The 25,828-nt window shown below is 46.1% G+C and carries 26 protein-coding genes and 1 pseudogene; 10 read left to right on the plus strand and 17 right to left on the minus strand.

Annotated elements, in window-relative coordinates; translation table 11 throughout:
• Nucleotides 1–164 precede the first annotated feature (164 nt).
• Together AC3A14_RS02745 and AC3A14_RS02750 are read left to right on the plus strand one after the other, a co-directional pair.
• Nucleotides 165–2,477 (plus strand): heavy metal translocating P-type ATPase, encoded by a 2,313-nt coding sequence (locus tag AC3A14_RS02745; protein WP_318731473.1) that lies wholly within the window; start codon nucleotides 165–167, stop codon nucleotides 2,475–2,477.
• Nucleotides 2,478–2,839: 362 nt separating this feature from the next.
• Nucleotides 2,840–3,274, plus strand: a complete 435-nt coding sequence (locus AC3A14_RS02750; protein WP_318700500.1) for an FHA domain-containing protein — start codon at nucleotides 2,840–2,842, stop codon at nucleotides 3,272–3,274.
• Between the two features lie 109 nt (nucleotides 3,275–3,383).
• Here the strand turns inward: AC3A14_RS02750 and AC3A14_RS02755 are convergent, their stop codons facing one another.
• Nucleotides 3,384–3,797, minus strand: coding sequence for a hypothetical protein (locus AC3A14_RS02755; RefSeq protein WP_313898632.1), 414 nt, complete (start codon nucleotides 3,795–3,797; stop codon nucleotides 3,384–3,386).
• Between the two features lie 56 nt (nucleotides 3,798–3,853).
• Here AC3A14_RS02755 and tmk point away from each other — a divergent pair, with 56 nt between their 5' ends.
• Nucleotides 3,854–4,507, plus strand: coding sequence for a dTMP kinase (tmk, locus tag AC3A14_RS02760; RefSeq protein WP_318700501.1), 654 nt, complete (start codon nucleotides 3,854–3,856; stop codon nucleotides 4,505–4,507).
• 174 nt (nucleotides 4,508–4,681) lie between these two features.
• A complete protein-coding gene (locus tag AC3A14_RS02765) occupies nucleotides 4,682–5,092 on the plus strand; it encodes a DUF1622 domain-containing protein (protein ID WP_318731474.1) in 411 nt (136 codons plus the stop codon).
• Between the two features lie 38 nt (nucleotides 5,093–5,130).
• Here the strand turns inward: AC3A14_RS02765 and AC3A14_RS02770 are convergent, their stop codons facing one another.
• Genes AC3A14_RS02770 through AC3A14_RS02780 form a run of 3 tightly spaced genes read right to left on the minus strand, consistent with a single transcriptional unit; the run spans nucleotide 5,131 to nucleotide 7,723 of the window.
• A complete protein-coding gene (locus AC3A14_RS02770; protein ID WP_318700503.1) occupies nucleotides 5,131–5,520 on the minus strand; it encodes a hypothetical protein in 390 nt (129 codons plus the stop codon).
• 56 nt (nucleotides 5,521–5,576) lie between these two features.
• Nucleotides 5,577–6,692: a glycosyltransferase gene (locus AC3A14_RS02775; protein ID WP_318731475.1), complete on the minus strand. Its 1,116-nt coding sequence runs from the start codon at nucleotides 6,690–6,692 to the stop codon at nucleotides 5,577–5,579.
• A 53-nt stretch (nucleotides 6,693–6,745) separates the two neighbouring features.
• Nucleotides 6,746–7,723: a GDP-mannose 4,6-dehydratase gene (locus AC3A14_RS02780; RefSeq protein WP_318731476.1), complete on the minus strand. Its 978-nt coding sequence runs from the start codon at nucleotides 7,721–7,723 to the stop codon at nucleotides 6,746–6,748.
• 240 nt (nucleotides 7,724–7,963) lie between these two features.
• Here AC3A14_RS02780 and AC3A14_RS02785 point away from each other — a divergent pair, with 240 nt between their 5' ends.
• Nucleotides 7,964–8,440: a nitrate reductase associated protein gene (locus tag AC3A14_RS02785; protein ID WP_318731477.1), complete on the plus strand. Its 477-nt coding sequence runs from the start codon at nucleotides 7,964–7,966 to the stop codon at nucleotides 8,438–8,440.
• Nucleotides 8,437–9,249, plus strand: a complete 813-nt coding sequence (locus AC3A14_RS02790; RefSeq protein ID WP_318731478.1) for an alpha/beta fold hydrolase — start codon at nucleotides 8,437–8,439, stop codon at nucleotides 9,247–9,249. Before AC3A14_RS02785 ends, AC3A14_RS02790 begins: the two co-directional genes overlap by 4 nt.
• A gap of 33 nt (nucleotides 9,250–9,282) precedes the next feature.
• Here AC3A14_RS02790 and AC3A14_RS02795 read toward each other — a convergent pair whose 3' ends face one another.
• From AC3A14_RS02795 to carA, 5 genes are all read right to left on the minus strand, one after another.
• Nucleotides 9,283–9,570 carry a DUF1816 domain-containing protein gene (locus AC3A14_RS02795; protein WP_318731479.1) on the minus strand — a complete coding sequence of 96 codons (288 nt, stop codon included), beginning with the start codon at nucleotides 9,568–9,570 and terminating at the stop codon, nucleotides 9,283–9,285.
• Nucleotides 9,571–9,655: 85 nt separating this feature from the next.
• Nucleotides 9,656–10,615, minus strand: a complete 960-nt coding sequence (rlmB, locus tag AC3A14_RS02800; RefSeq protein WP_413039040.1) for a 23S rRNA (guanosine(2251)-2'-O)-methyltransferase RlmB — start codon at nucleotides 10,613–10,615, stop codon at nucleotides 9,656–9,658.
• A gap of 75 nt (nucleotides 10,616–10,690) precedes the next feature.
• A complete protein-coding gene (locus tag AC3A14_RS02805; protein ID WP_318700510.1) occupies nucleotides 10,691–11,089 on the minus strand; it encodes a Mini-ribonuclease 3 in 399 nt (132 codons plus the stop codon).
• 79 nt (nucleotides 11,090–11,168) lie between these two features.
• Complete coding sequence (locus AC3A14_RS02810) at nucleotides 11,169–11,558, minus strand: STAS domain-containing protein (RefSeq protein ID WP_278003129.1); 390 nt, start codon at nucleotides 11,556–11,558, stop codon at nucleotides 11,169–11,171.
• Between the two features lie 114 nt (nucleotides 11,559–11,672).
• Complete coding sequence (gene carA / locus AC3A14_RS02815) at nucleotides 11,673–12,818, minus strand: glutamine-hydrolyzing carbamoyl-phosphate synthase small subunit (protein WP_318731481.1); 1,146 nt, start codon at nucleotides 12,816–12,818, stop codon at nucleotides 11,673–11,675.
• A gap of 82 nt (nucleotides 12,819–12,900) precedes the next feature.
• Here carA and AC3A14_RS02820 point away from each other — a divergent pair, with 82 nt between their 5' ends.
• A complete protein-coding gene (locus AC3A14_RS02820; protein ID WP_318700512.1) occupies nucleotides 12,901–13,770 on the plus strand; it encodes a retropepsin-like aspartic protease family protein in 870 nt (289 codons plus the stop codon).
• 17 nt (nucleotides 13,771–13,787) lie between these two features.
• Here the strand turns inward: AC3A14_RS02820 and AC3A14_RS02825 are convergent, their stop codons facing one another.
• The 3 genes from AC3A14_RS02825 to AC3A14_RS02835 all read right to left on the minus strand — a co-directional run bounded on the left by AC3A14_RS02825 (nucleotide 13,788) and on the right by AC3A14_RS02835 (nucleotide 17,401).
• Nucleotides 13,788–15,197 carry a GTP-binding protein gene (locus tag AC3A14_RS02825; RefSeq protein WP_318700513.1) on the minus strand — a complete coding sequence of 470 codons (1,410 nt, stop codon included), beginning with the start codon at nucleotides 15,195–15,197 and terminating at the stop codon, nucleotides 13,788–13,790.
• Nucleotides 15,198–15,286: 89 nt separating this feature from the next.
• Entirely contained in the window at nucleotides 15,287–15,856 is a 570-nt protein-coding gene (locus AC3A14_RS02830; protein WP_318731482.1) for a Uma2 family endonuclease, read from the minus strand.
• Between the two features lie 261 nt (nucleotides 15,857–16,117).
• Nucleotides 16,118–17,401, minus strand: a complete 1,284-nt coding sequence (locus AC3A14_RS02835) for a hypothetical protein (protein ID WP_318731483.1) — start codon at nucleotides 17,399–17,401, stop codon at nucleotides 16,118–16,120.
• Between the two features lie 505 nt (nucleotides 17,402–17,906).
• Here AC3A14_RS02835 and AC3A14_RS02840 point away from each other — a divergent pair.
• Nucleotides 17,907–19,298, plus strand: coding sequence for a UDP-N-acetylmuramoyl-tripeptide--D-alanyl-D-alanine ligase (locus tag AC3A14_RS02840; RefSeq protein ID WP_318731484.1), 1,392 nt, complete (start codon nucleotides 17,907–17,909; stop codon nucleotides 19,296–19,298).
• On the opposite strand, the pseudogene AC3A14_RS02845 reads toward AC3A14_RS02840, so the two are convergent.
• From AC3A14_RS02845 to AC3A14_RS02860, 4 genes and pseudogenes are all read right to left on the minus strand, one after another.
• Nucleotides 19,268–19,651 (minus strand): annotated as a pseudogene (locus tag AC3A14_RS02845) (hypothetical protein); the annotation flags it as partial. The gene AC3A14_RS02840 and the pseudogene AC3A14_RS02845 sit on opposite strands and share 31 nt — an antisense overlap.
• 140 nt (nucleotides 19,652–19,791) lie before the next feature.
• Nucleotides 19,792–20,115, minus strand: a complete 324-nt coding sequence (locus AC3A14_RS02850; RefSeq protein ID WP_318733332.1) for a hypothetical protein — start codon at nucleotides 20,113–20,115, stop codon at nucleotides 19,792–19,794.
• A 47-nt stretch (nucleotides 20,116–20,162) separates the two neighbouring features.
• A complete protein-coding gene (locus AC3A14_RS02855; RefSeq protein ID WP_318733331.1) occupies nucleotides 20,163–20,408 on the minus strand; it encodes a ribbon-helix-helix domain-containing protein in 246 nt (81 codons plus the stop codon).
• Between the two features lie 97 nt (nucleotides 20,409–20,505).
• On the minus strand, nucleotides 20,506–22,053 hold the full coding sequence (locus tag AC3A14_RS02860; protein ID WP_318733330.1) for a CPBP family intramembrane glutamic endopeptidase: 1,548 nt from the start codon (nucleotides 22,051–22,053) through the stop codon (nucleotides 20,506–20,508).
• Nucleotides 22,054–22,163: 110 nt separating this feature from the next.
• Here AC3A14_RS02860 and AC3A14_RS02865 point away from each other — a divergent pair, with 110 nt between their 5' ends.
• On the plus strand, nucleotides 22,164–23,075 hold the full coding sequence (locus AC3A14_RS02865; RefSeq protein ID WP_318733329.1) for an AAA family ATPase: 912 nt from the start codon (nucleotides 22,164–22,166) through the stop codon (nucleotides 23,073–23,075).
• 65 nt (nucleotides 23,076–23,140) lie between these two features.
• Here the strand turns inward: AC3A14_RS02865 and AC3A14_RS02870 are convergent, their stop codons facing one another.
• Nucleotides 23,141–23,872 carry a PEP-CTERM sorting domain-containing protein gene (locus tag AC3A14_RS02870; protein WP_318733328.1) on the minus strand — a complete coding sequence of 244 codons (732 nt, stop codon included), beginning with the start codon at nucleotides 23,870–23,872 and terminating at the stop codon, nucleotides 23,141–23,143.
• A gap of 271 nt (nucleotides 23,873–24,143) precedes the next feature.
• Here AC3A14_RS02870 and AC3A14_RS02875 point away from each other — a divergent pair, with 271 nt between their 5' ends.
• On the plus strand, nucleotides 24,144–25,658 hold the full coding sequence (locus tag AC3A14_RS02875) for a family 10 glycosylhydrolase (protein WP_318733327.1): 1,515 nt from the start codon (nucleotides 24,144–24,146) through the stop codon (nucleotides 25,656–25,658).
• Nucleotides 25,659–25,828 lie beyond the last annotated feature (170 nt).

A 25,828-nucleotide genomic window follows, 5' to 3' on the forward strand; every position in this document is an offset into this window, starting at 1 on the left:
AAATCCGTTGAGTTGACGTTGCGTTCTACTTGTCCAAAACCCAACCCACGAGGACATGGCGAAGCTCTTGCGATTAGAAAGAGAAGGAATTTTTTAATTTTCTTGTTCCATAGGCTTGCTCTAAACTAGACCAGAGATCGTAGTGGAGAGTTCTAGAGCCGCCTATGCAAGTCGTTCCCCAAACACCAGTCCCCCAAGACTCAATATCCCTCGAAACCCTAACCTTAGATGTGACGGGAATGAAGTGTGCCGGATGCGTCCAAGCTGTGGAACGGCAACTGATTCAACAGCCAGGAGTCCGCTCTGCTTGTGTTAATTTAGTGACGGCTGTAGCGGCAGTAGAATATGAGAGTGGCGCGGTTAATGGCACTCAATTGGCTGAAAAGCTGACGGAATCAGGATTTCCCAGCCAACTGCGATCGCCGGAAAACTTCGGAAATTCCTCACTTTCTCCCCAACAGCGGTATCAACAGGAACTGAAAGCACATCAAAAAGAATTGGCGATCGCCGCCTCTTTATTGCTGTTATCCTTTACCGGCCATGGATTTCACGATTTACCTCTTCTAAGTTCCATGGCGTTTCACTGGGGTTTAGCCACCCTTGCCCTCCTCTTTCCCGGACGAAGCATCATTATCGAAGGGGCACGGGGATTATGGAACAATAGCCCCAATATGAATAGTTTAGTCGGCTTGGGGGCGATCGCTGCCTACACCACCAGCACCATTGCCCTGCTCTTTCCCCAAACCGGATGGGAATGCTTCTTTGACGAACCGGTGATGCTCCTGGGCTTTATTCTCCTCGGTCGTACCCTAGAAGCCAGAGCCAGAAGCCAAGCCGCCGCCGATCTCAGTGCCCTCTTAGCCCTACAACCCAAACGAGCGCACCTGATTCCCGTCGGTTCAACGCCGGATGAAACCCCCGTTGATATTGCGGCTGAAACCGTGAAAGTGGGGGAATGGTTGCGAGTCTTACCAGGAGAACGCTTTCCCGTGGATGGGCGCGTCGTCGGTGGAGAAACCACGGTCAACGAAAGTATGATTACCGGGGAAGCGATCCCCGTACCCAAGCAGGCGGGAGATTGGGTTAGTGCCGGAACAGTGAATGAGTCGGGACTCGTCACTCTGGAGACTACCCACGTTGGCTCAGATACAACCTTGGGTCAAATTATCCAATGGGTGGAAAATGCCCAAACCCGTAAAGCGCCCATTCAACAACTGGCTGATACGGTAGCCGGTTATTTTGTTTACGGCATTATGACGATCGCCACATTAACCTTTCTCTTCTGGCAACTGTGGGGCGTGCAACTGTGGCCCCATATACTAGCAACTGGGGAAACCCCCTATTCTCCCGTTCTACTGAGCTTAAAATTGGCGATCGCCGTTTTAGTCATTGCTTGTCCCTGTGCCCTAGGGTTAGCCACCCCCACCGCCATCTTAGTCGGTACAGGAATTGGCGCAAAACAAGGCATTCTGATCAAAGGCGGACAAGCGCTACAACAACTCAACGCCATCGACTTAATCAGTTTTGACAAAACGGGAACTCTCACCCAAGGCACTCCTGTAGTCACCGATTGTATCCCCAATCCGGCCCTAGGTTGGAGTAGCGATCGCCTCCTGGGAACTGCGGCAGCCGTTGAACAAGGCACGAACCATCCCCTCGCCCGTGCTATTTTAGACGCAGCCCAAAAGCGGGAATTAATCTTACCCTCGGCGGAAAGTTTCCAAACCCTTGCCGGTTATGGCGTTCAAGCCTGGGTGGAGCAAGAACGGGTACTGTTGGGAACCCCCGAATGGTTAGCGCAACAAGAGGTTATTTTACCCGCGAATACTGAAGAAATTGACCAACTTGCCCAAGAGGGTAAAACCGTCGTAGCGATCGCCCTCAATGGCCAATGGGCCGGATGGTTAGGGATTATCGATCCCCTGCGTCCCCAAGCAAGGGAAACCCTGGAAACTCTGCGGCAGATGGGCTTAAGCGTGATGATGCTAACCGGCGATCGCCAAGCAACCGCCCACGCCGTGGGGGAAAAACTGGGACTGAGTCAGGACGAAATTCAGGCAGAAGTGAAACCCGAAGCCAAAGCCGAGGCGATCGCTACGTTACAAAAATCTGCCCGCGTCGCTATGGTCGGAGATGGCATCAACGATGCTCCTGCTCTAGCTCAAGCGGATGTGGGCATTGCCCTCCAGAGCGCCACTGAAGTAGCGATGGATACCGCACAACTGGTTTTGATCGGCGATCGGCTCGCCGACATTCCCCACGCGATCGCCCTTGGTCGAGACACCTTTAGCAAAATTCGCCAAAACCTCTTTTGGGCCTTTGCCTACAATATCCTTGCCATCCCCCTAGCTGCGGGTGTGTTTCTGCCGCAATTCGGTATTCTCCTCTCTCCAGCGACTGCGGGTGCATTCATGGCCTTTAGCTCCGTCAGTGTCGTCACCAACTCTCTGCTGTTGCGCCGACGTTACCCCACTTGACTCTCTAACCTTCGCCCTAGGGAATGGGGAATGGGCAATAGGCAAGAGGCAATACACAATAGCTTATATTACTACTGTTGGCAGATCCGTTCCCCTACTTCACAATATGACTAGAATCGATTAAAATTGTCACTTTGTTGTACTCATCTGGGGGCTTCCATTCTCCAGTTATTGTACTCATGGTTTCTCTAAAAATACTCCCAATTAGAGTAACTATCTCCATCAAGAGCGTTTAAACTAGAAAAGGAATCCCAAAATCTACGGTTAACAAGGCTTCGTGTCCTTTGCCCCTTCCCTAAAACCTCTTAAATGAGGACTAAACCCTAAGTTATTGATGTTATTGAATAGGTATAATCTAAATAATGACCGAAACTTCTGCCCAATCTAACCAAAATCATCTCCTCATTATTGAAGACGATAAGGGACGGCGAGAATTTACACTCGAAGCCCCAGTTTACTCCATTGGTCGCCATGAACAGAGCGATATTCGCCTATATTCCCAATTCGTCTCTCGTCGCCATGCGACCCTAGTTCGGTTACCCAAAGAAGACGGAAATTACTATTACCGCATCGTTGACGGTAATCTTAAAGGCAAAGGAAGCGCTAACGGGATTATGGTCAATGGTAAAAAAGTCCCCACCCATGACCTCAAGAATGAAGATGAAATTGTCTTCGGTCCCCAAGTAAGAGCTAGTTATTATCTATTAGTCCGGGAAAGCGTGGTCACGACTCCCGCATCAGATGAATTCGATATTACCTTAATTAGCCCCGGTATGATGGGCGAAGAAGATATATAGTCCTACGTACTGGTAATGGGTAATAGGTCATGGGTAATAGGTAACAGGTCATTGGGGATCTTCCCTTACTCCCTACGCCCCACTCCCTACTCCACTACTGGCCATCGGGTTATCCAGGAACTGTATCAATCAACTTCAATTGACTGCTGTCTTGAATTTGCTTGCTAACCTGTTGGAACAGTTGATGACAGTGATTGTCCAGTTGTAAAGGTAGCTCTTCGTTTTTGGCCACTAAGGTCATTTTAATTTCCGTTTCAGTAGCGGTTGTGTTATCAATCAACACTTCCACGGTAACTAATTTGCCAAAAGGGACTTTGCCAGGCTTTTCGCGTCCCATGAGGTACTCGGCTCTATCGTATTGAACCTCAATATTCAAGGATTTGAGAATCTCAATCAACGACTGCCGGAGATTGTTATTGGGAAGCGCTACTGTAAATAAACAAGTGTACCGAGCCATAAAACACTCCGGACGTAAAACACGGATAATTTTAACTATATTATCGAAACTCATCTTACCAGTCATTCCCTCTCTTATTGACACGAGAGAATGAGTGAGGTGGGTACGATCGCCAAAAAACTATGATTGTAGAACCATTAGAGCGTTTTTCCCCTGGGTTGGGCAAGTTAATTGTATTTGAGGGAATTGAGGGTGCAGGAAAAACGACCCAAATCCAGCAAACCTCAGAGTGGCTGAGGTCTTGGCTCTCTCAAGAAGTCCTGATCGCCAGGGAACCCGGAGGTACACCTTTGGGCGAACAGTTACGGGCGGTGTTATTGGGGGATAGTTGGATTTATGATATTCCAGAGTTGTTACTCTATGCAGCCGATCGCGCCCAACATATCCAAGCGTTTATCCAACCTGCACTGAAGGCAGGCAAAATTATTTTATGCGATCGCTTCACCGATTCGACCCTCGCTTATCAGGGCTACGGTCGTGGTTTAAGTTTAGACTTAATCCATCAACTCAATCAAATTGCTACACAAGGTATCCAAAGTGATGTCACCCTATGGTTGGATGTCGATGTGGAAACTGGACTTAAACGAATGCGCCAAAGGGCATCAGCCGATCGCATGGAACAAGAAGATCTGGCCTTTCATCATCGCGTCAAACAGGGCTTTGAGAGTCTGTCCCACACCTATCCAGAGCGCATGATTCGTATTGATGCCAATTTGCCCGAAGATCGGGTACAGGCTCAGATTCGGACTGCCCTTAAAATCAGGATGAACGGTTAATATAGCGCTGTGGGCTAGGGAATGGGGAATGGGGAATAGAGAATAGGGAATGGGGAATAGGGAATAGGGAATAGGGAATGGGGAATAAGTTATTGTAGCTAGGTTTCAGTATTGAGCCGGAGTCCTAACTAACTCTTTCTCTGCTATAGGAGTAAACCATACCAACCTGAAGCTATGGAATGGATACATCATGTTGAAGAAGCTTTTAGTGGCTTCATTGGAATCATTCAACTAGCCTTTGAGATGATCGCTGTATTTTGCATTCTCCTTGGTTTGGTGCAAACTCTGCGATTAGCGATCCAACTGCTGCCTCAAATGAAGTTGATGCCACAAGGGAATTCGGATACTCCTTTTGTACTGCTGCGAATTAAATTGGGGTCTTGGTTGGCGTTGGCGCTGGAGTTTCAGCTAGGGGCGGATATTTTAGCAACAACAGTTGCGCCAAGTTGGGAAAGTTTGGGAAAATTGGGGGCGATCGCCATTATCCGAACATTCCTCAATTATTTCTTGAATCAGGAGTTAGTGGAACAAGTGGAATTACGAGAGAAACTCAATGAGCAAAGCCAGTTACAATCTGGAGAATAGCGATGAATTTCAAGTTTACCGCCTCAAGCCATTAATTCCTAACTTCCTCGGTCATCGATTTGTTGTACAGACACATCGATCGCCTCAACATCAATTGTGCCATCGGGAGTTAAACGCGTAAACTTGCCAGAGACGACTTTCAGGGGTTCCCCACAACCAGGACAGCGCACTTGAGTGTTATTTAACGCCGGAAATGAGGTTTGGCACACGGGACAAGAAGACTCAATCAGATTTCGTTGCAACCACCAGCGCAGAGCAATAAGAAAAATAACAGGAGCGATCGCCAATAGGACAATCAGAATCAGAATCGAATGGACAATCCAGCCCAAACCCACCGATCCTAACAGCCAAATTCCCCCAAAAAGGGCTAACCAAAAGCCAATACCGGATAGGTTAATCTGAAGTTTTTTCCAATCGTTTAAGTTCACGATCGCCTCCTTATGGGGTTGTCTCTTCCTAGGATAATGGCTCAGTTACCCAATTGTCAGTTATGGAGAAGTTGAGCTAACCGTTGGGTAAAGGCTGGTTTTCCAAACCCAGAGAGAGCTTGTTCCCGTAACCAGGAACCGTCACAGCGGCGATCGCCCCCTTGCAGAATTTCGATACATGCCGTTGCCACCGCTTCCGGGTCTCGGTAGGGGACTTGCCACCCCAAACGCCCATCTTCCAGGGGATCGGCGGAACCATCATTATCCCCTGATAATACGGGGACACCGCAAGCCATCGCTTCAAGATATACAATACCAAAACCTTCTTGGGATGGCATAATATAAGCATCGGCAAGACGATAGTGATCGACAAGAGCCTCATCAGGCACAAAACCAGCGAAGACGATGCGATCGCTCACTCCCAGATCCTCAGCTAATTGCTCTAACCGAGGGCGATCGTCTCCCCGTCCAATCACCAAATACTTCACATCTGGGATAGCATGGGCAATTTTAGGTAAGGCTCGGATAGTCACATCAACCCCTTTATAAATATCTCCACTCCACAACCGAGCAACCGTCATCAACACTTTTGCACTCTCTAGCTGATAAGTTTGCACTAACTCCAGATTTTTAGGCCCTGGGGTAAACACATCCCCATCGATCGCACAGGGGAGCAGCTCAAATTTCTGGCGATCGACTTGATTATTGATACTCGTCCGATCTCGACTATAACGGCTAATCGTCCAAACCCATTCCGCTTTTTGGAGGGCATTGTAATATTTCGGCGCTAAAGGTTCCCACACTTCTTTACCATAGGTTAATACCGTATAAGGAATGCCCAGAGGCTTGCATAACAGTTGTATCAAGTGCGCTAAATACACATGGCCACAAAACACGCGACGAGGCCGTTTTTGGAGTAAATGAAGAAAGAGCGTACTGGCTAAATGAATTCGACCTAACCAAGCTTGTTCTTTTTTGAAGTAATAAAACTTCAGACCCGGTTCACCCTCAAAAGGATTATCACATCCCGCTTTATCTCGCAACAGGTAAACTTCAGCCCTTTGATCGGGGTCTTGAGCGCACAGTTGTGTATAACTGCTGAGAATATCTTTAACATAGGATTGGATACCTCCTTCCAGGCTAAAGATTTCTAAAAAAACAAATATATCCATGAGAATAGGGAATAGGGAATAGGGAATAGGGAATAGGAGATCTCCGTGTTCCCCTATCTCCCTATCTCTCCCTGTTTTAATAACTCCAAATCCTGTTTTACCATTTTCTCAATCAATTGTTCAAAACTCACCTGCGGATGCCATCCTAATTTCGTCTTTGCCTTGGTCGGATTCGCGACCAATTGAAAATGTTCATCTTTTCGTAAAAACTTGGGATTAATCGTGACATGGTCTTCCCAATTTAAATCGACACAAGCAAACGCTGTAGCAACCCAATCCTGAACGCTATGTAGTTTTCCTGTCCCAATTACATATTCTTCTGGTTCATCTGCTTGAAGCATTCGCCACATGGCTTCCACGTGATCGCCAGCATAGCCCCAATCCCGTTTGGCTTCTAAACTTCCCATCTCTAAATTTTCTCTCAAACCCAACTTAATTGAAGCGGCTGCTAAAGACACTTTTCGAGTAACAAAATTTCGGGGTCGGCGAGGAGATTCATGATTATATAAAATTCCACTACAGGCAAATAAACCATATCGTTGCCGATGATGTACCATAGTCCAATGGGCATGAAGTTTAGCCGCTGCATAGGGATTTTTGGGTCGAAATGCGGTTTCTTCATCCTGGGGAGAACACTGCACATCGCCAAACATTTCCGAACTACTGGCCTGATAAAATCGGGTATCTAAATCTCCTTTACGCACAGCATCGAGTAAGCGCGTTGCGGTTCCGGTTACTAAGTCTAAAGTGCCTAACGGATCGTTCCAAGAATCTGGGACAAAACTAGGGGCAGCTAGATTATAAATTTCATCTGGATGCTTGGCTTCAACCATTTCAATCAAAGCCTCACTATCCGTTAATTCTACAGGATAAATCTCGATCCGTTCTGCTAACTCTCCTAGTTTAGAAACATTTTTTTTGCGTTGAGGAGAGACTAACCCGACTACATGATATCCTTTTCCTAAGAGTAGCTGACTCAAGTAATAACCGTCTTGACCTGTCACTCCTGTAATGATTGCTGTTTTGGTCATGGGATAGTTGGTAAAGTGTGTTTCTATTTTTATGTTAAGTCATCTCTGGGGGATTGAACTAGGATAGGGGATTGCGAAGGGCGCAAAGCCCAATGAAGAGATCGCTTCGAGATCTGTTCAGAAATTTAGTAAAATTCTACCGAATAATCAGTATTTTTGTTTCACTTGGAGTTGTGCAATTCGATCGCACAACTCCATTCGTTGCTAGACTCTGTAGAAACCCCCATTGACAGATCCTTCATGAGTGATAATCAGGGCAAAAACCTATCTTTGTTTCAGTTTGAAGCTGATTTTGTGCAAGACCTGCGCTGTATTCCTATGCAGGTACGGATGAAATTGGATACTTGTGGCGTGAAACTGAAGTTAACCCATTGGCATCAATTGACGGTAGAGGAGAGAGAAGAGCTGATGGCTTTACCTTGTGAGACTCTAGAGGAACAGCAAACCTATCGGGAACAGTTGCGAGAGTTGGTCTTCGCGAAAACGGGGGGATTTCCCAAGGATCTGGCGATCGATCCCGATCTCCCTTGGATGGATGCAACAGTTATACCCACAGTTGTAGTGGAAAAGGCGGAGAGTGTGACGGTTGATTTGACTCTGGAGCAATGGTCAAAACTGACTCCAGCCCAGCGTTTTGCCTTAATTAAACTGAGTCGCCCCAGTCATGAAAATCACAATTTTGTCCCTGCATTGAGGGAATTTCAGATTTTGCCATGAGCCAGGATTTGTTTGTGGAGTCGAAGGGGGAAGGGTTCCCGATATTGTGTTTACATGGCCATCCAGGTACAGGTGGCTCCCTCTCCGTATTTACCGATCGCCTCTCTCAAAGGTTTTGGACGTTGGCCCCAGATTTGCGCGGTTATGGTCGTTCCCAGGTACGAAAAGAGTTTGAGTTAACCGATCATTTGGCCGATCTTGAGGCGCTTCTAGGACGGTTGGGAATTGACTCATTTTTGCTCTTGGGATGGTCTTTGGGGGGTATTTTGGCCCTGGAGTTGGCTTTGAGACATCCGCAACGGGTGAAGGGGCTAATTCTGATTGCTACAGCAGCTCGACCCCGTGGGAATCATCCTCCAGTCAATTGGAAGGATTATCTGTATACGGGGATAGCAGCACTGTTGAATGGGATCAAGCCAGGATGGGAGTGGAATATTGAGCAGTTTGGGAGGCGATCGCTCTTTCGCACCTTAATCCGACAACATACCCCCCAAGCCTATCGCTATTTAGCTCAGGAGGGCACAAGAGCCTATCTCTCGACTTCTCGGGCTGCCCATCAAGCCTTGAATCGGGCCCTGAGAAAGCGCTACGATCGCCGAGATGCTCTTGTTCAGATTAAGTGCCCAGCTTTAGTTTTAGCTGGGTCACATGATTGTCATATTACAGCCGATTCCAGTTGGGAAACCGCACAAGCTCTATCCAAGAGTCAATGGCACTGTTATCCACAAACTGCCCATTTGTTCCCTTGGGAAGTCCCTAACCTGGTTTTAGCCGATATTGACCATTGGCTAGACTCTCAGGCCTGGTAATGGGTAATGGGTAATTTTGAAACCCGGCTTTCCCTATTCCCTATAATTCCCTATGGCCTCCTGCCGATTACCGATTTCCCCCAAGTCTCCAGAAATAGTAAGGGCTTCAGGCTTACACTGTTTAATCAGGGTACTGATGCCTTCAGCAGCTTCAGCTTTGAGATCCTCTTCATAACCGTGTTGGACTTCTTCCGCTTCTTCTATGCTCTGAAAGGGGCCAAAGTAGTAAGTACAAGAGGGGGTTTGGGTTTTGATTTCAATCCAGTAGGCGAAACCAAGGAAGTTTTGGGTATTCACTAACAAATCTTGGACGTTATTCATTGACTAGCCTGCCTATTGACTTTGCCGATGGACAATAAAGTTGAGCGGACGATATTGAGCGATGGTCATATTTCTTTACATTTTGTTATACATGGTTCAATTTATTTTGGCAATTGCTCTGACCAGAAATATCCAAAGGGGTAGTCCACCGTTGCCGGTAGATTTCATAAAGGCTCATTCCAGCAGCAACAGAAGCATTGAGGCTGGGGGTATTACCTGGGAGAGGGATAGAAATGAGAAAATCACAATGGCGCTGGGTTAGTAAATTTAGCCCACTGCCTTCTGAACCAATGACGAGGGCGATCGCCCCAGAAAAGTTAACTTTAGGGAGAGCTTCTCCTGATTCAGCAACAGTTCCATAAATCCAAAATCCAGATGCCTTCAATTCTTCCAAGGCCCTAGCTAGATTGACAACCCTAGAAACCAGGAAAGATTCTAAAGATCCGGCTGCAACTTTAACCACGCTGGAGGTGATCCCCACAGCTCGGCGTTGGGGGATCACGAGACCCTGAGATCCCAAGGCTTCAGCCGTGCGAATCATTGCCCCTAGGTTATGGGGATCGGTAATTCCATCAGCAATAACTAAGACCGGATTGGGGCTTTGTTCTTTGGCTCTGGTAATCAGATCGGATAACTCTATATATTGATAAGGAGCCACCTGAACGGCAACTCCTTGGTGATTTCCCCGCTCTGTAATTTGGTCGAGTCGGCGATAGTCTACCTCATCAATGACGGTTCCGTTTGCTTTAGCCTGGTTGAGGAGGGTATGAAATCGAGAATCATACCTCATTTTGGCTGTAATCCAGACACGATTGATATGCCGTTCTCCTTTAAGGACGGCGAGTACTGGATGGAGACCATAGATTAGGTCGGGGTTCGAGTCCTCCACAACTTCTGGCGATCGCTCTTGGGGTGACTCTTGGGGAGTTTCTACTGCAGACGGGCGATGCTTGAGTACAGGTTTGGGTTTGCCTTTGAGTTGAGGACGTGAAAAACGTCTCCCCTCGGATTTCCGTTGAGGACGGGGTTTATGGAATGCTGCCATAGGATTAATCGTATCTAAAGGTGTAGTTTGCCCGATCGCTTTTTCGGCTGTCTGTCGAACAGGACACATTTTTAGTTATTCATCAAGATTAAGCATCCCCAATAACTGATGCAATCGAGAGGGGTCGCTTAAATAGAGATAACCAATGAGGGTTTCTAAGCTAGTCGCTTGTTGATAAATTTGGGGGTCTAAGCGTCGGGGGGAACGATGGACACTATTGCGACCCCGCCTAACCATATCTAACTCTTCTGGACTTAAGTAGGGAATTAGGGTTTGTAGATATTGAGCTTGCTGTTCAGCGCGAACCTGTTGGACAACCGCTTGATGATAGAGTGGCGATTTCTTGGGAGGCATTAGATAATAAGTCCGCATGTACAACTCATATACAGCATCCCCCACATAGGCTAAAGCCGCTGGCGATAATCGTTGCAAGTCGATAGGATCGGGAACTATCGATCGCGGGTCGAGTACCACTAAGTGCCTCCACCACAATTAAAATAGGAAGCTATCCAGTAAAAGGACTGGATAGCTCGGTTAAGACCTATCCTGGTCATCAGTTCTTCGTATTTTCAAGGGCTTGGTCAATCGTGTCACACACCGATAGGAACTTTTCTAGTCGAACCAGTTTTACAGTTTGCAATACCCGAGCATTGGCAACCACTTGTAGACTTCCTTCTTCAGTCTGAGCTTTTTTCACCAATTGGACTAAAGCTCCTAACCCAGAACTATCCACAAAATCAATCTTAGACAGGTCTAGGATAATGTGCTTTGGCCCTTCATCAATACATTTACCGATGGCCTTACGAAATGCGGGTTCAGAAAATGCATCTAATAAACCCGTGAGGCGAAAAATTTGTGCATTACCGCTGACGCTGCGTGTGCCTCTTAAACTAACAGTCAGGGTGAGTGGTTCAGCCTTAATTCTACCCTCCTTTGATTTCAGATCAAATCAACAAATTTTTAGGGGTAAACCCCATGAAAGGACTATTCAAGATTGGACAGTCGGAGATCTAGATTAACATTTCTGATGTCCCTTATGCCATAGTTTCCAGGGAACTTAGGCCGCGCGGTAATTTTCCATGGCCTGAATAAAGTTTTCAAACAGATAATCAGCATCATGGGGGCCAGGACTTGCTTCTGGGTGATACTGAACCGAGAAGATTGGCAGTTCTTTATGGCGCAGTCCGGCAATGGTTTTGTCGTTTAAGTTCAGATGGGTGACTTCTACTTGGGGATCGAGAGATTCCCCACTAATGGCAAATCCATGGTTTTGACTGGTAATCTCCACTTTTTGCGATAGTCCAGCGGGTTGATTGAGACCTCGATGACCAAATTTGAGTTTATAGGTTTGCGCTCCCAGGGAGAGTCCCAGAATTTGGTGACCCATACAAATGCCAAACATGGGTTTTCCAGCCGTGAGTAGCTGTTTGGCCGTTTCAACGCCTTCAGTCACCGCAGAAGGGTCTCCTGGCCCATTGGACAAGAAGATACCATCGGGGTTATGGCGAAGGATTTCTTCAGAGGGAGTATTAGCCGGAACCACAATGACACGGCAACCATAGCTGGCTAACCGACGCAAGATATTCCGTTTGACTCCAAAATCGATCGCCACTACGGTATATTTTTGTGTATTATCTTTAATGCCTTCGGGGTTGAATTCCCAGAGATCTGGCGTGGGGTCTGACCATTCGTAGGTGGAAGCGGTGGTCACTTCACGAACTAGGTTCAGTCCGTTCATGTTGGGGGCTTGTTTGACTTTTTCAAGCAGTTGGTTCCGATCGAGAATTTCGGTGGAGATGCCCCCATTCATGGCTCCAAAGCCCCGGAGCTTGCGGGTTAGGGAACGGGTGTCGATACCGTAAATACCGATAATATTATGTTGTTTAAGATAGTCGGGTAGGGATTCCGTAGAGCGCCAATTACTGGGCAGGCTGCAAATGTTGCGAGCGATCGCCCCTTTGACGTAGGGGCGATCGGATTCTTCGTCATCTAAGTTAACCCCAGTGTTGCCCAATTCTGGATAAGTAAATGTTACAATTTGGCCACAGTAACTGGGATCGGTGAGGACTTCTTGATAGCCTGTCATTCCCGTATTGAACACAACTTCTCCGAGGGTGGTTCCAGTTGCACCGAAAGACCAACCGCGATAGGCTGTGCCATCAGCAAGGACGAGGAGGGCGGGTTGAGCATCTTTGAGTGGCATAGGCATCAAGCAGGATTAAGAACGCTGGTTATTATCGCACAGGGGAAAAGGAAGCTATGGTTTTTTTAGATTGTTTTTGCCAATGAATACTCAGATCGGGTTAGAACCGGTGAAAGGCTTAATTGTATTAGGAATGGCAGTCGGGATCGTAGCCTGTGGGCGATCGCCCGTTGAGGGGTCCGATCCGCCAACCCCAGAAGTCCCCCAGGCGATTGTCTCCCCTTCCCCTTCTCCCTCGGCAGCCCCCTCTCCAGTTGTCCAAGATCAAAAAACCCTACAACGAGCCTTAGATAAAGCCTATGGTGCAGCCAGTATCGCCCAGTCTGCGGCATCTCCAGGGGATTGGCAGTTAGTGACACGGCAATGGCAACAGGCGATCGCGCTTCTCCAACACATCTCACCCCAAAGTCCCCACTATGCCCTAGCTCAACAAAAAATCAATGAATATCAGAAAAACCTGACTTACGCTCAAAACCAAAGTCAAAACGCTTCCCCAGCGCCTGCTCCCACCCCCCAAATTATTGCGGTTAAACCTGTCACCCCCGTTCAACCGGTTCGACGCAGACCCTATTCTGCTCAACCGGGCAGCATTCAAACTCCCATTAAGCGCCGAGAGGGAGGAACACCAGTGATTGATGTGGTGTTTAATCAGACCCAAAGCTTTGAAATGATCGTTGATACGGGAGCAACAGGAGTAGTGATTACCCAAAAGATGGCCCAATCCCTGAATATTCCTCTCATCGGGTCTGCAAAAATGGATACTGCGAGTGCCAAAGGAGTTACAGTCCCCATTGGTTTGGTCGAATCTATTGCCGTTAAAAGTTTAGTTGTGCAGAATTTACCCGTGGTTATTGCCGGTTCCCAGTTGGACATTGGCTTACTCGGCCATGACTTTTTTGGCGATTATGACCTGATTATCCGCCAAGACCAGATTGTCTTTCAACCGAGGTAATTAACGATTATTAAGTGTTAATGATGTAGTTTTGTCCATAATTCCTCCTTAATCCGATTTAAAATAGAACTCTCATCTAAACCTGATAAAATGCGGCTAACGACTGCTTTTGGCCCATCCGGGCCCCAAGATGCGTCATTGGCTAAATATTCTTTGGTCACTTGGCCAATGCCATAGGAAGATAGGGCAGAAATGGCTGCTTGACTGATAGCGACAGATAAATAGGGTGCTAAGGCAACTCCTCCCGTCACGGGAGTCGCTAAACCGAGTAAACCTTTGAGACTACTGAGTCCCAGGTTGGCGAATAGTTCTCCGGCGCTAATACCTCCCATGGCGATCGCAATTTTTTGGAGTAAATTCAAGGCCCCTTGTTGGGTCATCTGTATACCATAGAGCTTAGATAAATTCAGGATCATCACCACATCAACGATCGCTGCACTGAGTAAATCGATCGCCGTAACCGGATTTAGGGCGATGGCTAATCCCTTGACCCTCACGGAATTCCAGATGATTTGATTCCCCTTCCCCTCACGAATTTCCATCTTTCGTTGAACTAACCGCTCATTCACCGTATCGGCGTAGAGCATGGTATTTAACGCGACTAAAGACTTGCCTTCGCGATCGAGCAATTCCAAAATCTTCAGTTTCAAATCCTCCACTTGCGGTTCTCCCCGCACCAGTTTCACCCCCAAACTGCCATCCGGCTGTAGTACCCCTTCCGGAACCAACGGACAAGCAGCCGCCATCACAATTTCCTCTGGGGACAACAACTCCTTTACCCGTTCGTCGCGAATTTTTTCATAAATCATCATCCGGTCAGTATCCGGATATTGATCGATCTTATTAAACACCAGCAAAATCGGCTTACTCTCGGCTCGCAAGAGAGACAAAGCTTCGTATTCTACCTGGGTCATATCCCCAGCAATCACGAATAAAATTAAGTCTGACTGCTTCGCCACCTCGCGAGCAAGAGCCGCTCGCTGCTGACCATTGACCTCATCAATTCCTGGCGTATCTATGAGCTTAATTTGAGCCTGTCCTTGATGGCCAATGGTCACCCGTACTAACTCTGACTCCTGTTGATCGCAAACTTCCCAGGACGCTCCATGAATAGCGCGAGTCACTCCATGGATAGGGCCGGTTTCAAACACTCGATCTCCTAACAGTGCATTCAGCACTGAAGATTTACCCCGTCCCACCAAACCAAATACGGCAATTTGTACCCGACTTTGTTCTAACTTGTCGAGCATTCCTTGTAAATCTTCAATTTCTGCTTCTAGACCCGACCGTTCTGAATGGCTCAAATCCAAATTTGAGACCAAGGATTGTAAAGATTCCGTGGCCTGTTTATAGTTTAATTCCGCTTGAATATCGGCGAAGCTAAGAACGGTTTGTTCCAGTTCTTGCTCAAAATCTGCTGCACTCATGGATCAATTAAAAATAAAAAATTAATTCCCTAAACTCGCCCCTACCAGTTAATTATTTCGGCTACCGCCGACCTGAAAATTGTTAATTTTTAATCAATCCCCGCATCTTCGTACCATGGATCAAAAGACACCTCTAGCCCTAAACTCTGTAGTGCAAATGTTCCCGAATCTTGGGTATAAGATTGAAAAGACCACTGCGGTTTTCCATGGCGACGGAAAATATCTCCTCGCTGCTGTTTGGTGTTCACTAGCACATATTCTTCCAACGTCTCCAAGGTTTGATAATCATTAAATTTATCCCCGCGATCGAATCCTTCTGTACTGGGAGATAACACCTCCACAATTAATTTAGGAAATCGCTTATACACCGAAGTTTCCCGATCCCTCGGATCGCCAGCAACCATCAAATCGGGATAGTAAAACCGATTCTGTTTTTCTATCTGTGCCTTTAGATCGTTGAAATAGACCTGACAATCCGTTCCTCGTACATGATTGCGGAGCAACATATACAAATTACCACCAATAACATTATGACTATCAGTGCTTCCTGACATGGCATACATTTGACCATCAATATATTCATGTCTGATGGTATTCTGTTCTTCGATTTCCAGATACTCTTCTGGGCTGATAAAATCGGATTTAGGGCGCGCAACCATACGTTTTTATAGATTTTCCATGGCTTGGATGACCTGACTCCATTTTAGACGAACGGATATCTACAGCCCCAAACTAACCAGGAGAAATGGTATTGGGGAACTGCATGAGAGCGCTTTGCGATGTTATGGAGTACGATACCGAATCCCCAAAGTCATGTAGTACAATCCTATTCCCTATTCCCGATTCCTTAGCGCAAAGCGCTAGTAAGTGTACGCTTGCAGATCGGGCTATCTTTTTGGGCGATCGCCCAATCCCTCAGTTTAACGGATGATCGAGAGATCGACTTTACCGAAGTTGGTACTTAGGGCGACATTCATATGTTCTAGAGCATGAACCAACCAAGAGACAGTTGACTTCGTGGAGTTTTCATAGTGGTTATAGAGGATAGCGAGGCGCTTTTCTAAGTAGGGTTTGACTTTATGGCAGACTAGGACAATTTTGAGCAATAGTCCAATGGTGGCTGTGGGACCGTTATTGGAGAGGAGGTCAATAAAGGTATAGTGTTGGGGGTTCTGTTGACCCTGAACTACCATGAAGTTTAAAAGTTGACTACAAGTACGGATCGTGAGGAAGTCACTTGGTTTTTGATCGTCGCTTTGGGGGAGGGTATTACTGAGATGCTCGTAGAGTTGTTTATTAAACTTCCGTTGACCATAGCTGGATTCGATGGAGCTTGAGAGATATTCATAGAGACTGTCTTTGTACTCTCTGAAGGTTCTCACTTGATGGGTATGGGTGATAAAGGATTGAGCTAAGTCTTGGTGGGTATACGATCCTTCAACTTTGCCAATATAGTGTTTGAGTGCGCCGACTAATTCGCGATCGCTCAATAGAGTAGGATTTTCTTCTGGTTTGACCAGTCGTTTGGCCTTTTCTGGGGAACATAGGCGCAGCATCTGGCTTTGCCGAACTCGATAGGTGACATACTGGGACAGGTTTTTCTCAAACTTTTGTTGCATTTGAGTTTGAACTTGTCTGACAGTATTTTGTTGCTCTGAACTACTTTGGTCGCTTAACATGCAGTGGGAATAGAGGTAGGGATAGCGGTGAATAAGCTGTTTGAGAGGAACCCGATCCCCTGCTGGCTTGGGTGTGGCGCTAAAGACTTCCGCTAACCGAGAGAGCGTTACATATTGTTCTGTGTTTGTAAAGTCTTGAACTAAAGAGCGCAGACGATGAACGGAGCGCATTTGGGTCAATCCACCATTGAGATCCTTGCGGCTACGATCGAATAGGTGGACTAAATCTGGAATGCTATTTTGATGTTGGGGATAGGTTCGCCACTGGTTAATTAGAATATGACAACAGCGGTTAATAACAAATTTAAAGTCCTCTTCTGCCCCTTTAGCCGAGGTTAGGGCATTTAAGGCAGCTACTACTTCTTGATTATCGTATCCGAGTCCATGGATAAATAGTTGCCGGAATCGATCGACGAGTTGTTCGGGGGTTTCTGCTTGGACACATTCGAGGAGATGCTCATAGATCACCTGTTCTTGAGCAATTCGGTTGGATTTGTTATAAGTAGTGTTCGTTCGCCTGTTCATTGTACATCCCCCTAGATTTGAATATATATGGGGGTTATCCCCTTTCGTGCTTTACTCAATACGATCGAGACCTTGACCCTATCGGTTTATCTATTCTTTCATCTATTCTATTTCAGTATATGGATGGTTTCCAGTTAAGGTCTGGGCACCCTATGTTTTTCTTATCCGTAAATTATATAACTTTTATTATTCCCTATTTTCCCCCTGAATGGGGTCACCCTGCATCCGTTAATTCTGGGAATTTTGAAAGAGCGTCTATCTTCCCTAGATCGGGATAAACCCCGATCAATCGGTGCATTTGAGAGATCAAATGATAGACTCCCAATAATTCTCCTCTATAATTGACCGGCAATTGAGAGCGTTTTTTTTAAAGTTTTGGTAAAGTACCTCCTTTTGATCCGAGTTTTCTGTAAAACTTCAGTGAATTTATGAGGTATCCTGGAAATTAAGACTTCAGCAATGAAGGACGACAAAGTGTATTGGTTAGAGGAATAGTTAGGTCATCATGACATTTCAGGTCACCCTTGCCCAGTTAATTGATGTTCTAGGGGCTACGGTAATCCATGAGCTACAATTAGACCAGACGTTAGAAGTGACGGGTATTTCGACTGATACTCGTTCTCTGGTTCCTGGATCGGTTTTTGTGGCTTTGCGGGGGGAAACCTTTAATGGTCATGATTTTGTTGATCGGGCGATCGCCAAGGGCGCAGTTGCCTCTATTGTCGATACTCCCGTTCCCCACGGAGGTCTTCAACTTGTAGTTGAAGATACATTAGTTGCCTATCAAACTGTAGGCAGTTGGTGGAGAGGGACGTTCGATATTCCAGTGATTGCGGTTACTGGATCTTGTGGCAAAACTACCACAAAAGAATTAATTGCTGCTGTTTTAGCCCACCTCAAAGGAAGAAATTATACCAAAAACATTCTCAAAACGCAAAAAAATTTTAATAACGAGATAGGGGTGCCAAAAACACTCTTGGAACTATCAGGGACTCATAACTATGCCGTGCTGGAAATGGCCATGCGGGGTCGGGGGCAAATTGCCTTGCTTTCAGAGTTGGCCCAGCCGACGATTGGGGTAATTGTGAATGTGGGAACTGCTCATATTGGTCTGCTGGGGTCAGAACAGGCGATCGCCGAAGCGAAATGTGAGTTACTAGAAAAAATGCCGAAAGACTCAGTAGCAATTTTAAATGCTGATAATGAGAGATTACTGGCAACGGCGGATCGAGTGTGGTCGGGTCAAACCCTGACCTATGGATTGAGTGCAGGGGACTGTCAGGGAAAATTGATCGATACAGAAACCTTGGAGTTAGAAGGAGTACGCTTACCCTTACCGCTTCCGGGCCGTCATAATGCATCTAATTATCTGGCCGCGATCGCCGTGGCTAAGGTTTTAGGATTAGACTGGAAGCCACTACAAGCCGGATTATCCGTAAATTTACCAAGCGGGCGATCGGGACGCTATGTTTTACCGAATGATATCGTCCTGCTTGATGAAACCTATAATGCGGGCATAGAATCGATGAAAGCCGCCTTAGAGTTATTGGATCAAACTCCAGGATACCGCCACATCGCCGTCTTGGGAGCCATGAAAGAATTAGGCGAGAATTCCTTTGAATATCATCGCCAACTGGGAGAATGGGCAGAACAACTGCCATCCTTAGATGGAGTAATGGTTTTGCAAGATGACGAAGATGTAGAAGGTATTGACGAAGGTATCCGCGAGATTCCCTGTGAAGTCTACACGACCCATGAACGGGTCATTGAACGGCTTAAAGTCCTCATGCAACCGGGCGATCGCATTTTATTTAAAGCATCCCATTCTGTAGGTTTGGATCGGGTAGTGAAAGCGATCTTAGAACATTACGGATTAGACAATCCTGAACCCTCATAGACCCCATCAAGTTGATTATTTTGGGGAATAACTTGCCGATCGACTATCCTCTCACATTGCTGAAAAACATAGTTGATGGCAGCAAAAAGTTGATCTAAGTCTTGAATCGTATAAAATGTTTTATTTTCTGTAAAACGATTCCGTCTGAGCTTCCCAAACTTCCAAACTTCTCCATTAGAAGTGATTCCAAAAACTTCTTGATCCGAGTCTTCATTCATTTTCTGTGCGGCAAGCATTTCTGCTAGACATTGGCCCCATCCTTGGTTGAAGTCATCTTTTTTTCCTTCCACAATCACAAAATACGGGCGGTCAAATACCCGTTTTCCCAAAGGAGACTTTTGAGCTAAGATATACAGCGCTTTGCGCTGTAACGGAGTACAGTATCATTGAGATAAGTCATTGCGAATGGAACGAAGTGGAATGAAGCAATCGCAAAATCCCCAAATCTTGGCGATTGCTTCCCTGCGGTCGCAATGACAACTCGAATCTATGATCAACAATGTACCTCATAGCAGCGCGAAGCGCTGAATTCTGGGATTCCAGATAATGGATCTTCATAGCGAAGGGTTTGATGGCTCCAGAGAATAAACTTACTCCGGTACTGTTTCCAAATTTCTTGCAAAATCGGAGCAATAATGGATTCACAGATAGCGTATTCTGAATTATCCACCACACCATCTTCTAGAAGAATACCTAAATGTTCCCGGAAGTATGGCGAGATTTCAAAAGGGGTTTCAATAATGAAATTGGATTGATTTTGGATAATCTCAAATTCTTTAAGAACCGCACTCAAGTCTTTATAAGCACTAAAAGGCATATTTAATGGTGACCTCAGAAAATCATTTTAATTCCACCTTCCTGCATTTACTCAAACTTATTTTGCAATTGTGCCACCACAACTTTCCCCTCCATTTTTTCTCCTTTTTCTAATTGTTCAATTCCAACAACAACTTTTTTGTGAGTATCTTCAATCCATCTTTCATATTCTCGATCTTGTTTTTCTAATAATTGCAAAGCTTTGTTAATTAGCTCTTGACTATTCAGATACTTTCCTTTCTTGATTTGAGATTCAATGAATTGTTTTTGTTCCGGACTTAAAACGATATTCATGACAACAATTTACTCGTTCAATCAAAAGAGATCTAGTGAAAATCATATCTATCATTCAACCGATACAACATATTCACTAAATCTAGTATAGATCAAGTCAAGAAAGACTACTGCCTAGGAGAAATAAACTTAACAGGGTATTTCCATTCCATAAACTATGGAGGACAATGGGCGCGAGTAAGTTGCCGGAACGGGTATAAACTATTCCCATAATTATACCTAAGGTGGCGAGGGGAATGATTTCTGAGAGACTCAGGTGAGCGATCGCAAAAACAAACCCACTCAACGTAATCGCCAACCAGACTGGAACATAGCGGGTGAGGGATGGAAGCAGGAAACCGCGAAACATAATTTCTTCAAATACCGGTGCAGCAACAGATGCGGTAAAAGCGAAACAGGCGATCGCAACCCAATCATTCCCTTGCAGCGCTAACGGTAAAATTGGATTGCTACCCCCTTGACCTTGCCATAGAATTTGATTGATTAAAGACACCAATAATACCACGGGAATAGCAATCAAAAATCCCCCTATTCCCCACACTATACCTGACGCTTTAATATCAAACTTAAACCAGTTTTGTGGTAGGGGTTTAAAGGGATTCACCGCCACATATAAAATCCCTAATGCTCCAGCACTGCTCACCAAATAGGACATTAAAATAATAAGGGCATCGGCGCGAACTCCACTGCCACGAGTAAAGGAAAATAGACTTAAGAATTCCCGGAAAATGACTGGCGAAATCAATTGGCCAATGAAGAAAAATCCTGCTACTAAGACTAACAAGATAGTGTCCCAATTCCAGGGAACTTCTGTAACCCCCTGATTTTGAGATAACCAAGACTCTTTCCGTTGAACGATCCATTGCAGTACGACTAGCACCAATAAGGCAGTTCCTAAGAATATTCCCACTGACTGCACCCCAGCCACAATCAGCAGTTTACGAATCCCTTGAAACGCGATCTCCTGTTGCTGAGTCTCCAGCTCCCTTAAGGCTAATTCGTCACCCTGGATCTCATACAGTCGTGATAATGCCTGATAACGAAACCATCCCGATAACTCCAGATCCAACATCAATGGTGCCTCTGAGAGAATCTGGGGCGAATCTTCCCATAACCCGATTAAAGCCTGTGCTGTATCTCCGGTAAAAGATTGGGGATCATCGGCTAATTTTTGCCATAATTGCAAAGCTTCTGGAACTCGATCTGCCTGGATTTTTAACAGACCCAAATTAAGATTAATCTTTTCTAAACTCTCTTGTGTAGAGGCGATCGCCTGTTTTAGGAGGGTCTCCTGAGTCAGATTTGCTACCGGTTGCTGGTTTAACTCGGTGAGTTGCTGGCGCGTTTTCTCCAGATGATTTTGGCTATCTTTTTGAGCATCTTCATATTGGGAGATCGCCGTTGACACCGGTTCAACCCCGATCAGCGTTTGACGCAACACCCCTTGGGCTTGGGGGGTTAAATTTTCCCCCTTCCACACAGACGAATTCAGGAGTAAATTGGTCTGATAGAGTTCTAACTGACCTTGAAACTGGGGTTGGCTCCAACTGTTATACAAAAAGAGGGCGATCAGGCTAAGGGCGATCGCCGTTAAGAACAATAGCCCAATTTGCTTAATGGTTAGAGGTTGCTTTTCAGAGGTCATAGAACACTTCTAGGTGGGATGGCAAGATCCCATTGTACCGGAGTATTCTAGACATCCTGAATCGAAACCAAGCTATTCTATAAACAATAAGCTTGGGGAGTAATCAGCGGATGAGAGAGCGTATCCAGCAATTAATCGATAACCTGAATCAAGCGATCGTCGGTAAAAACGATCCAATTCGTCTTGTACTTGTAGCCCTTTTATCTGGAGGTCATGCCCTTTTAGAAGATGTTCCTGGAGTGGGAAAAACCTTACTGGCTAAATCCTTAGCTCGTTCCATTGATGGTAAGTTTCAACGGATTCAATGTACCCCCGATCTGCTCCCTAGTGATATTACTGGAACCAATATCTGGAACCCGAATACGGGGGAATTTAAGTTTATGTCAGGGCCGATTTTTGCCAATGTGCTGCTCACCGACGAGATTAACCGCGCCACTCCCCGTACCCAGTCAGCGCTTTTGGAAGTAATGGAAGAACAGCAGGTAACTGTGGATGGAGTTTCCCATACTCTAGAGTCTCCCTTTTTTGTGATTGCGACGCAAAACCCGGTGGAATATCAAGGCACATTTCCCTTACCGGAGGCGCAAATGGATCGGTTTGCGTTGTCGTTTTCTCTGGGTTATCCCACGGAATCGGAAGAGTTAAAGATGTTGCAAGAACATGCAGGGGCAAAACCGGGCGATCGCCTAAAACCTTGTATTTCTCTGGCGGAAGTAAAGACACTGCAAAATGAGTGTTTGCAAGTGAAGGTGGAAGTGCCCTTACAGCAATATATTGTGGATTTGGTGCGCGCAACCCGTGAAGATGAAGAGATTACGTTAGGGGTGAGTCCTAGGGGAGCGATCTCTCTGCAACGAGCGAGCCAAGCCCTAGCCTTCCTGGAAAATCGCGATTATGTGACCCCTGATGATGTCAAGTTTTTAGCTCCCCACGTACTATGTCATCGCATGATTCCGGCTGGAGGACGACAAGCGAGGGTGATTATCGAGCGGTTGTTGCGATCGGTTCCCACTGGCACTTAAATCAAGAAAATAGGGTTTCTGAATCTTGAGCAGAAACCCTATCATTGTTAATTATTAATTGTTAATTAGGATTGACGACGTTTGCGACTGGCTAACAAACCGACTAAACCCAGGGAGAAAACGGACAACGTAGCGGGTTCGGGAACGGGAACTGAGGGATTTCCTTCCACCAGTTTAATTTGATAGGCAAGGTTAGAATTCTTTGGTTTCGTTGCTCCCCAAGTCATGGTCGATTGTCCAGTTAGGGTAAAGTCACCCACAATATTGCCGATGTGAAGGTAGTCGGCATCATTGTATCCACAACCGACTCCTCCAGAACAGGAGGCACTGGAGAAATCTCCAATACTTGATGACATGGTTGCATCGCTCAAGAATAAGTTATTGACTACCATGCTAGTTCCTTCTTTGCGAGCGGCTGTGCGGATGTAGAGGTCGGAAAAATTGTCCTCGAAGATCTCAGTTTTACTCAGTTCAATACCAGCTACTGTATAAGTAAGGGTATTGAGCGCACTGTCAAAAACCAAGGAAAAATCAACGGCTTCACCACTCACCCAGTTGTCGTAGTTTGCTTGAACCCGATTTTGGGCACTGTTGGTATGGTCATGAATATTAAGTTCATGGTCTCCTACGCGACCAATACGGCTTTCGGCTGCCCAGGGAATGTCTAAACCTAAAGCGTCAAATTCTGCCCCGTTCAGATGGCCACCGATGGTGAAGGCTTGGGCGGCGCTAGTCATTGCCATTACACTTAAGGTGGTAGTAGTGGCGATCGCAGCAAAGACTTGAGTAGATTTCATCGTTATTTCTCCTGGGTAGGGCATCTTTAGGGGTTTGAATAAGATTAAGTGCATGTCATATGCCTAATTTAAGCTGTCAGTTCCTCGGATGACTAGCTTAAATCCCCTTCTTTACCAACTCTTCACAGGGGTATGAAGATTGGGAAAAGTACGGATCGACGATCTGGCTCAATTGAATTAATGTTAAGATGACGAGCAATATTTGGCGATCGCCTAATCCAAATTTTCCCTGCCTCTACAAGGTACTCCAACCTCATTAATCCTTTTTTTCATGACTTTTCCATTCTTGAGACTTCAAAAGTTGAATCTTTGGCTGGCTCTGTTGCTAGTTGTGTCCCCGATTTTAGGAACCTTAACTCAAGTTAAATCTAGCTTGGCGGCAGTCAATGCCTATTGTCAGTTATCCGATCGAGAGCGGCAAGAAAAAGAACAGGTCCGTCAAGCAGCCCTGAGTGGAAATCCAGAAGCACAAAGGCGCTATCAAGCTTTGATTCAACAACATACTGCCCAACTGCAAAATTGTCGCAATCGCACTTGGCCCCAAACTCAGGCTATTTGGCTACGGCTCTATCCCTGCGATCTATTTAACGGGAATTTGGATCGGGTGATGGATGAGATTGTTAATAAGGGATATAACGAAGTCTATGTTGAGGTATTTTATGATAGCCAAGTCCTCTTACCGGTCAATGATAACCCCACACCTTGGCCCTCTGTCGTTCGGCTTCAAGGACAAGAAAACGCCGACTTGTTAGCTCTGGCCATTCAGAAAGCCAGACAAAGGGGATTACGGATTTATGCCTGGTTGTTTTCGATGAATTTTGGGTATAACTATAGTCTGCTTGGCGATCGCCAACAAGTCCTGGCCCGCAATGGCAATAATGATACCAGTCTCTCCGTCCACGATCAAAAAGATACCAGTTATGATGTGACTGGAGGCGACACAGAGAATGTGTTTATCGATCCCTACCATCCCCAAGCCAAACGAGACTATTATTACTTAGTTAATTCCATCCTCAAACGCCAACCTGATGGAATGCTATTTGATTATATTCGCTATCCTCGGCTCACTGGCCCCGCTTCGGTGGCGACAAAAGTCCAAGATTTATGGATTTATGGCCCCGCATCTCAACAGTCCCTCTATCAACGAGCCACCAATAACAAAGGTCGGGACTTAATTCAAGCCTATATCAGCAAGGGGTATATTACCATCGACGATATTCAAGCTGCCAATCGCCGCCATCCCCAAGAAGGTCAACCCCTCTGGCAGGGTCGCCAAGCACCCCAAACCTCCCTCAGTTTAGGGCAACAGCAGAATCGTCTCCAACAGGAATTGTGGTTCCTCACTGTTGCCCATGCTCTGCAAGGGGTCATCGACTTTCTCTCTCTTGCCAGTGCCCCGGCTCAACGCCAAGGGTTACCCACTGGAGCGGTCTTTTTCCCAGATGCAAACAAAGTCGTTGGCAAAGGTTATGATTCCCGATTGCAACCTTGGGATCGATTCCCAGCTTCTATGGAATGGCATCCCATGTCCTATGGCGTTTGTGGAGGAACTGAATGTATTACGGAACAAGTGGAGCGAGTCTTGAGTATGGCCACTCAAGAGGTGCAAGTGAAGCCGGTCTTAGCAGGACAATGGGGGGAAACCTACAGAAATCGACCTTCTTTAGAAGCTCAGATGCGCGACCTTCAACGCTGGCAGGGCCGCATTTCAGCCATTAGCCATTTTGCCTTTTCTTGGCAAGAACCGCAGATCGATCGCCAACGGCGTTCTTGTCGCCCTCAGTAATATAGCGCTGCGCGCTAGGGAATAGGGAATAGGGAATAGGGAATAGGGAATAGGGAATAGGTGATGGTAGCTAGGTTTCACTCTTGAACCATGTCCTCACCAACTCTTTCTCTGCTATACAGCGCGAAGCGCTGCTATGAGGTACATTGTTGATCATAGATTCGAGTTGT

This window comes from Roseofilum sp., assembly GCF_982964205.1.